10 protein-coding genes are annotated in these 7445 nt (G+C 33.7%); all 10 read left to right on the top strand.

Translation table 11 applies throughout. The features are described 5' to 3' along the window. The first annotated feature begins 245 nt into the window (after positions 1–245). Positions 246–1232: an AraC family transcriptional regulator gene (locus KPC_RS16210; RefSeq protein ID WP_121975395.1), complete on the top strand. Its 987-nt coding sequence runs from the start codon at positions 246–248 to the stop codon at positions 1230–1232. Positions 1233–1847: 615 nt separating this feature from the next. Further along, a complete protein-coding gene (locus KPC_RS16205) occupies positions 1848–2513 on the top strand; it encodes an RluA family pseudouridine synthase (RefSeq protein WP_121975396.1) in 666 nt (221 codons plus the stop codon). Positions 2514–2642: 129 nt separating this feature from the next. Continuing rightward, positions 2643–2999, top strand: a complete 357-nt coding sequence (locus tag KPC_RS16200) for a ribonuclease E inhibitor RraB (protein WP_121975394.1) — start codon at positions 2643–2645, stop codon at positions 2997–2999. Between the two features lie 154 nt (positions 3000–3153). Then, positions 3154–3600, top strand: a complete 447-nt coding sequence (locus KPC_RS16195) for an SRPBCC family protein (protein WP_121975393.1) — start codon at positions 3154–3156, stop codon at positions 3598–3600. Between the two features lie 5 nt (positions 3601–3605). Beyond that, positions 3606–3953, top strand: coding sequence for a DUF488 domain-containing protein (locus KPC_RS16190; protein WP_121975392.1), 348 nt, complete (start codon positions 3606–3608; stop codon positions 3951–3953). Between the two features lie 57 nt (positions 3954–4010). Beyond that, on the top strand, positions 4011–4634 hold the full coding sequence (locus tag KPC_RS16185; RefSeq protein WP_121975391.1) for a class I SAM-dependent methyltransferase: 624 nt from the start codon (positions 4011–4013) through the stop codon (positions 4632–4634). A 110-nt stretch (positions 4635–4744) separates the two neighbouring features. Further along, positions 4745–5089 (top strand): zinc ribbon domain-containing protein YjdM, encoded by a 345-nt coding sequence (locus KPC_RS16180; RefSeq protein WP_121975390.1) that lies wholly within the window; start codon positions 4745–4747, stop codon positions 5087–5089. A gap of 742 nt (positions 5090–5831) precedes the next feature. Further along, a complete protein-coding gene (locus KPC_RS16175; RefSeq protein ID WP_121975389.1) occupies positions 5832–6167 on the top strand; it encodes a YegP family protein in 336 nt (111 codons plus the stop codon). Positions 6168–6274: 107 nt separating this feature from the next. Beyond that, complete coding sequence (locus KPC_RS16170) at positions 6275–6862, top strand: SAM-dependent methyltransferase (protein WP_121975388.1); 588 nt, start codon at positions 6275–6277, stop codon at positions 6860–6862. A gap of 27 nt (positions 6863–6889) precedes the next feature. After that, on the top strand, positions 6890–7445 hold a 556-nt coding region (locus tag KPC_RS16165; protein WP_121975387.1), incomplete at its 3' end, for a DUF2939 domain-containing protein.

The following is a 7445-nucleotide window of genomic DNA, read 5'->3' as shown; positions in this document are numbered from 1 at the left end:
ACAATATTGGTATTAAATAGAATTAAACAAAATAATAAAACTCTTTGATTGAATGTAATATATAAAAATGTTATTTAGTAATTATACAAGGAATGTATGCAAAATATTAATGTCATTTTTTATATTTAAAATTATATACAGGCTATCAAATCTTGATTTATGGTAAATGTGATTTTAAAAATATAAAAATACTGCATGGTATATTTTTTGCTTAACTTTCAATACTGCTACAAAGTAAAGTAAGTATGGTGAATGTTATGAGTCTGGAACGACTTTCGAGTGGATTTTCTCTTTCCTTAACAGAAACACATGACTGTTTAAATCAACTTATAGGTCCACATGCATTGCTGGATATCGGTCATGGAGGNCTGGATTTTCGCTATGCCGGATTAAATGTAGGAAAAGTATCCATGGGGGATCTTTGCTATGGTAATGATGTTATTTTCAAGACATTAGATGCATTTAATTTAAATAATTATTGTATTACACGTCCTAAAAATGGCAATANCATTTTTAATAATCCTCAATATTCATTTAGTGCAGATCATCAGCAAGCAGCCATAGTTTCACCATTTGAAAAGTTTGAAGTTGGTGTGGAAAAAAATTGTGTTCAGTCATTTGTCTCCATTCCTAAAACCTTCGTTGAAAATGTATTAATGGATTTAATTGGTGCACCAATTCAAGAGCCATTATATTTTCACCATAATATGGATACAAAAAATAAAAAAATAAATGCATGGTGGTCATTTATAGATTATTTACGTAGCTCATCTACAGAAAATGGATTTATTCAGGTTTTTACAGATTCACATAATGATTTTCAGTATACCTTGATTAAGGCACTTTTACTTTCTCAACCACATAACTATTCTGATCGATTAGAAAAGGTAAATCTAAAAATACCTGAATATTTAAAACGGGCGATTATTTATATAGAACAAAATATTGATAGGAATATTAGTATAGAAGATCTGGAATATGCATCAGGAATTAACCGTAAGACTTTAAATAAATCCTTTAAAAAAGAGCTCAATATGTCCGCTTTGTCATATATCAAGTTTTATCGTCTAAAGAAAATTCATGATGAGTTAACAGACCTACGTGATCATCAAAAGGTTACGGATGTTGCTGTGAAATGGGGAATTACCCATCTGGGGCGCCTGGCAACAGAGTATCGTAATTTATTTGGTGAAACGCCAAGCGAAACCATTAAACGTTCAATTATTATTTAACAAACCTCATCTATGGCTCTATTTTGATTAAATAAAAATCTCTTCAAAGCTAGTATTTCTGCAATAAAAAATCACTTTTGAGACCTGAGCGGGAAATAATCCTTTAAAATTCTGCTTTAGAGAAAAAAAATCCTGAAAAAATTAAAAATCAGTAAATCTTAGGGAAATAATCCCGAAGCTTATTCGCTAATATTTATCTCAAGGGTGTGATGGGGATCGAAAAGAGTAGTTTGCGCCAGAACTTATAAAGTTAGTGCGTACTCACCCAAAAGGTCTCGATTCGGCTTAGGACGCTATAGATCAAAAGTTTATAGGCATAAGGTGATAACTTACAAAGTTATGATTGTTGAAGTAAACCAATATGTTTTCCCTTGACACCCAAAAAATTCATTAAGAATAAAACCTTATAAAACAATATTAAATATTATATGTCGGTGAAAGGATATCTATCTTTAACTCCAGTTCAGCAGATTCTTTTATGAATGAAAATGGAATATTTTCTAAGCTTGGATGATTACGGATTTTAATTTTTTTATTCTTGGTTTTGAATCAAGAATTGACACTCAAAATTTGACTTGCTATTTTGCCAGCCTGCTTTGTAGGTCTGCATATCTTATGCCAATCAACGATAATTTTGTCTATGCCCCACCTCAGGAACCATTAATCATTCTTTATGAAGATGAGGACTTGGTGGTGATTGATAAACCTGCGGGTTTATTATCAGTGCCAGGACGTTTACCCGAACATCATGACAGTGCTTACCTGCGGGTTATAGAAAAGTATCCCGATGCCAGGATTACTCATCGTCTGGATATGGCGACATCAGGTATTTTAATGTTTGCAAAACATCGTGATGCAGAAGTCGCAGTCAGTAAAATGTTTCAGGCGAGAACTGTCAGGAAAAACTATATTGCACTGGTTCAAGGGAGAATTGACGAGGAGGGAAGCGTGGATGTCCCTTTGATTACAGATTGGGAAAATCGTCCTCGTCAAATCGTACATTTTGAGTTGGGGAAGCATGCAAAAACGTTGTTTCAAAGACTAGAATATAATCCTGTAGATGATATAAGTCGCGTGCTTTTAACACCAATTACAGGACGTTCTCATCAGCTTCGGGTGCATATGCAATATATTGGGCATCCGATTACAGGAGACAAATTGTATCATCCAAGCCCAGCACAGAGCCCATTGAATCGAATGGCTTTACATGCATGTTTTTTAGCTTTTAAACAACCATTGACCGGGGAAATCTTAGAGCTAAGAGGTAGCATTCCTTTTTGATGATTTGGTCTTAAAGTTAGAGGAAATACCATGATTAAGTGGTAAAAAATCTCCAAATTGAAATATAACTAGGCTATCTTATACATAATTATAAAACTGATATCCCAATAACATAAAAAGGACACGCTCATGTCACGTGATTATGAACAATTTCCAGATAATGATAACGGTAATGTACTTTGGCAAATGTATGAAGATGGTGATGATTTAACTGAGCCACATGAAATTGAATTTTCTCTAGCATTTGAAAAACAGGAAAATGCAGAAAAATGTGCAATTTTTTTATTACTCGAAGAACAAAAAATTTCGATGTATTTGGATGAAGAAGTTGCCCCAAATCTCTGGATTTTATCAATCCATGTCACTATGGAGCCTGATTACGCGGATATTGTCGATTTAGAGGAGTGGTTTACTAAAATCGCCCAGCAATACCAGGGTGAGTATGATGGTTGGGGATGTATGACTTATGTCTATGATGAAGATTAAATAAGATGATAAAAGCATGTTGATTCAGCATGCTTTTTTTATTTAAGCCATGAGATGAACTGTATTATTTAGCGTACTAAAGAAGTACAAAACAATGATTCATGTAATATTACACTGCATTGGATCACAATGATAAAAACTCAAGGATAAGAGTATGAGTAATACGGTAACTTTACATCGTGTTTTTAGTGCGCCAGCAGAACGTGTATATAAAGCTTTTTTAGATCCTGATGCATTGGTGAAGTGGATGGCACCACATGGATTTACTGCAAAAGTACATCATTTGGATGCTCAGGTTGGGGGAACATACAAAATGTCATTTAGTAATTTTTCAACAGGTTCAAGTCATAGCTTTGGTGGAACATATCTAGAACTGATTCCTAACCAGTTAATTCGTTATAGTGACCAATTTGATGATCCGAATTTGAATGGTTCGATTGAAATGAAGGTTGAAATAAAACCAGTATTGTTAGGAACCGAGGTGACAATCTCACAATCAGGTATTCCTGACGCAATACCGCTTTCAGCGTGCTATTTAGGATGGCAAGAGTCGTTACAGTTATTAGGTTTATTGGTAAATCCTACGATCCCGGATCAATAATATAAATGAATATTCAAATCAAAAGAATCTATACAGCACCATCACCATCTGATGGTACACGTATTTTAGTTGACCGCCTTTGGCCAAGGGGTCTTAAAAAAGAAGATGCAAAAATTGATTTTTGGGCTAAGGATGTCACCCCATCAAATGAATTACGTAAATGGTATCATGAAGATATGGAGCATCGCTGGGATGAGTTTCAACGACGTTATCAAAATGAATTGAATGAACATCACGAGCAATTAGAACAACTTAGAGGCATGATGGAAGATAAAAAAGTAACGTTACTAACCGCTGCGAAAAACGAATTGCGTAATCATGTGATTATATTGAAACAGTTATTAGAAAAATAAAAAAATATTGTACTGTATACTGAATTTAAATATATAAATTTAAAAGAGGTTGGGGGCATGGGAGTCGAAATAAAAACACACTGGGAACATATTTATTCAACCCATCTCAATGACGAGTTAAGTTGGTATCAAGCCCATGCAACAGTATCACTTGAGCTTTTAAAAAAATTAGGTCTTGATAAAGATGCACATATTATTGATATCGGCGGTGGGGCATCGGTATTAGTTGATGAGTTGATAGATGCAGGATTTCATCATCTGACGGTTCTAGACTTATCTGAACATGCTTTAAATATCAGCCAGAAACGCCTGGAAAGTCAGGCAGAGCAGGTGAATTGGAAGATAGCAAATATTATTGAAATAGAATTTCCTGAACAGTGCTTTGATTTATGGCATGATCGGGCTGTTTTTCATTTTCTGATTGATCCAGATGATAGAGAGCAATATTTAAAGAAAGCTGAAAAATCGGTAAAGAAAAACGGATTTTTAATTGTGGCGACCTTTGCTGAAGATGGTCCCAAAAAATGTAGTGGGCTGGAAATCAGGCGTTATAGTATTGATGATTTAAAACAATTATTTGAATTACATGATTTTAAACTCCTCCAAAGCAAGAAAGAAGTGCATTTAACTCCTGCCGGAAACCAGCAAAAGTTTAATTATTGTGTATTCCAGAAATTGTGAAAATACACTATTTATATGAAAATTCCTATTTTAATCCTTACAAAATATATTGTTTTTAACCATATGAAAAATATTTAAAAATGGTATATTTATGCTTTTGAGGTGAGCATATGTCATTACCTAATTGCCCCAAATGCCAATCAGAATATACTTATGAAGATGGGGATCTACTGATTTGTCCTGAATGTTCTCATGAATGGAAAGATGGGGAGGATGCATCTGATTCTGAAAATGAAATCATCAAGGATGCACATGGTAACGTTCTTGTAGATGGGGATTCAGTTACTGTAATCAAGGATTTGAAATTGAAAGGATCTTCTTTAGTGGTCAAAGTCGGAACTAAAGTGAAGAATATCCGATTATTACCAGATGCAACTGATGGTCATAATATTGACTGTAAAGTAGATGGAATCGGTGCAATCAAACTCAAATCAGAGTTTGTGAAAAAAGCATAATGACAGATTAATATATTAAGGCTCTAGTGAATCTAGAGCTTTTAATTTTATGAATATATTGAAATTAAATGTGATTAATATTTAAATTTGAATGAGTAAATCATTTTGTAGAATCTTTAGTCAGCTCTTGGGGAGATTATTGGCTATTTATATTGGGGATATCAACTATTGCTGCTGTAATCTCATAGCTAGTATACGGATGGCGGTACAGAATTCGTTTAGAATTTTGCGGTGTTGAAAAAGCAGATATTGTTTTTACCCGACAAGTTAACACTCTTCAATGGCTTATAGTTGCTATACCTTGTATTTTAGTTGTGGCCGTACAAACATTTTTTTATTCTGATTATCTATCCGCTTTCAATTCAACTGATCTTGTTACAGTAATCGTCTTGGCTGTTTTCTATCTTTACTCTATCTGGGTGAGTTATGTGGCTTCCCGCACAGCATTTCCAACAAATAATAAAGCTAGGTTGTGGTTTTTTATTTTGCCATTGGCTTTGTTTTTGCTCTCAATTGCATTGAGTATCGTACTTGCTTTCAATAATTAGAATTTTCGAATGATATGAATAGGCCATCATAGAAAATAGATCGAAATATCTATAATTTTATGTAAAAAATAAATAACAAATTTATCTTTTCAATCTCGAATAAAGTCATCTATATTTCATTTTAATAGCGTAATTTTTCTAGTTTAAGCCGCTATAAAGCAATAAAAATTGAAATAACGATACAGAGGTGTGCAATGTCAGGATGGTATGAAGTTAGTCAAGCAAAAGACGGTCAATATAAGTTTGTTCTAAAAGCGGGGAATGGTGAAATTATTTTAACCAGTGAGCTTTATAAAGCAAAAGCATCAGCTCAAAATGGTATTGAGTCTGTTCAGAAAAATAGTGCAGATGATGCACGATATGAGCGTTTAGTAGCAAAAAATGGCAAACCTTATTTTAATTTAAAAGCAGCAAATCATCAGATTATTGGTACAAGTCAGTTCTATGCTAGTGAACAGTCACGTGATTATGGCATTGATTCCGTAAAAAATAATGGTTCATCACAGACAATTAAAGACTTAACAATATAAAAAAGTTTTATCATAAAACTTTAAAAAGCATGTTGTTACATGCTTTTTTTATTTCAGGTTAAAAAGTTTGCTATGTTAAGCATTATATAAGTCTGGAGTAGGCCTGAATGTGGGACGAGCGCTATAACGAAGATGAATATGTATATGGCAAATTGCCAAATGATTTTTTAGCTGAAAACTATGAAGTTATTCCTAAGGGAAAAGTGCTAAGTCTTGCAGAAGGCGAAGGAAGAAATGCTGTTTTCCTTGCACTTCAAGGATATGATGTGACAGCGGTAGATGCCTCGAAAATAGGTCTGGAAAAAGCTCAAAAGCTAGCAGAAGAGAAGGGTGTCAAAATTACTACGATTTTGGCAAATCTGGAAGATTTTGAAATTCAGCCAGAGAGTTGGGATGGGATAGTGTCTATATTTTGTCCCCTAACAGAACAGGCTCGGCAAACTCTGCATCAAAAGGTGATTCAGGGACTGAAAGAAAATGGTATTTTTCTTCTTGAAGCGTATACTCCAGAACAAATTGAATTTGGTACGGGGGGCGGTAAATCTGCTGATTATATGACAAGCAAAGAGTCTTTAGAGAAAGATATACAAGCTTTGAAAATATTAAAACTACATAAAATTGTACGTCGGGTTGTAGAAGGAAAATATCACACAGGTATGGCGTCTGTTGTACAGCTAATTGCAGTAAAAGCGTAGTAATATAGCAAGTGAAGGGTAAGTTATATGAAAAAAATACTCATATTATTTACTGTAATTATCCTTTGTTATTTGATGTTATGGTTTGTTTCACCGTATTGGACACTTTATAAAATCAAGCAAGCAATTGATCGAAATCAACCAGAACTGCTATCAGAATATATTGATTATCCGAGTGTCCGGAAAAGTTTAAAACCACAGATACACCAGCAGATCAATAAAAAAATAGGTATTGATCATCCTGATACAACATTTGAGCGACTAGGGAGTTCACTCACTGAAAATTTGATAAATCATGTGATTGATATTATTGTTACGCCACAAAGCATTAGTTTAATGTTACAGGGCAAAGCACTAAAAGAATATTTACTACTTTCAGAAATACAACAGAAATCTTCGAAATCAGGGAGGCATGACAAATTTTTTGGCTTTGTAAAATCATCCTTGATGGAAAGAAGAGCAATATTGTCTGATCGTCCTTCTAACATTTTATCTTTGGATACATTTCAAACAAAAATGATGGTTGAAAACAATAAAATAAAAATGCGTTATTTAACAATGAGTAAGTTTGAAGTTATTATAC

This window comes from Acinetobacter stercoris (genome assembly GCF_900323515.1).
Taxonomy (GTDB): domain Bacteria; phylum Pseudomonadota; class Gammaproteobacteria; order Pseudomonadales; family Moraxellaceae; genus Acinetobacter; species Acinetobacter stercoris.
Note: the sequence above shows the minus strand (reverse complement) of the source record. Positions and strands in the feature narration are given on the sequence as shown.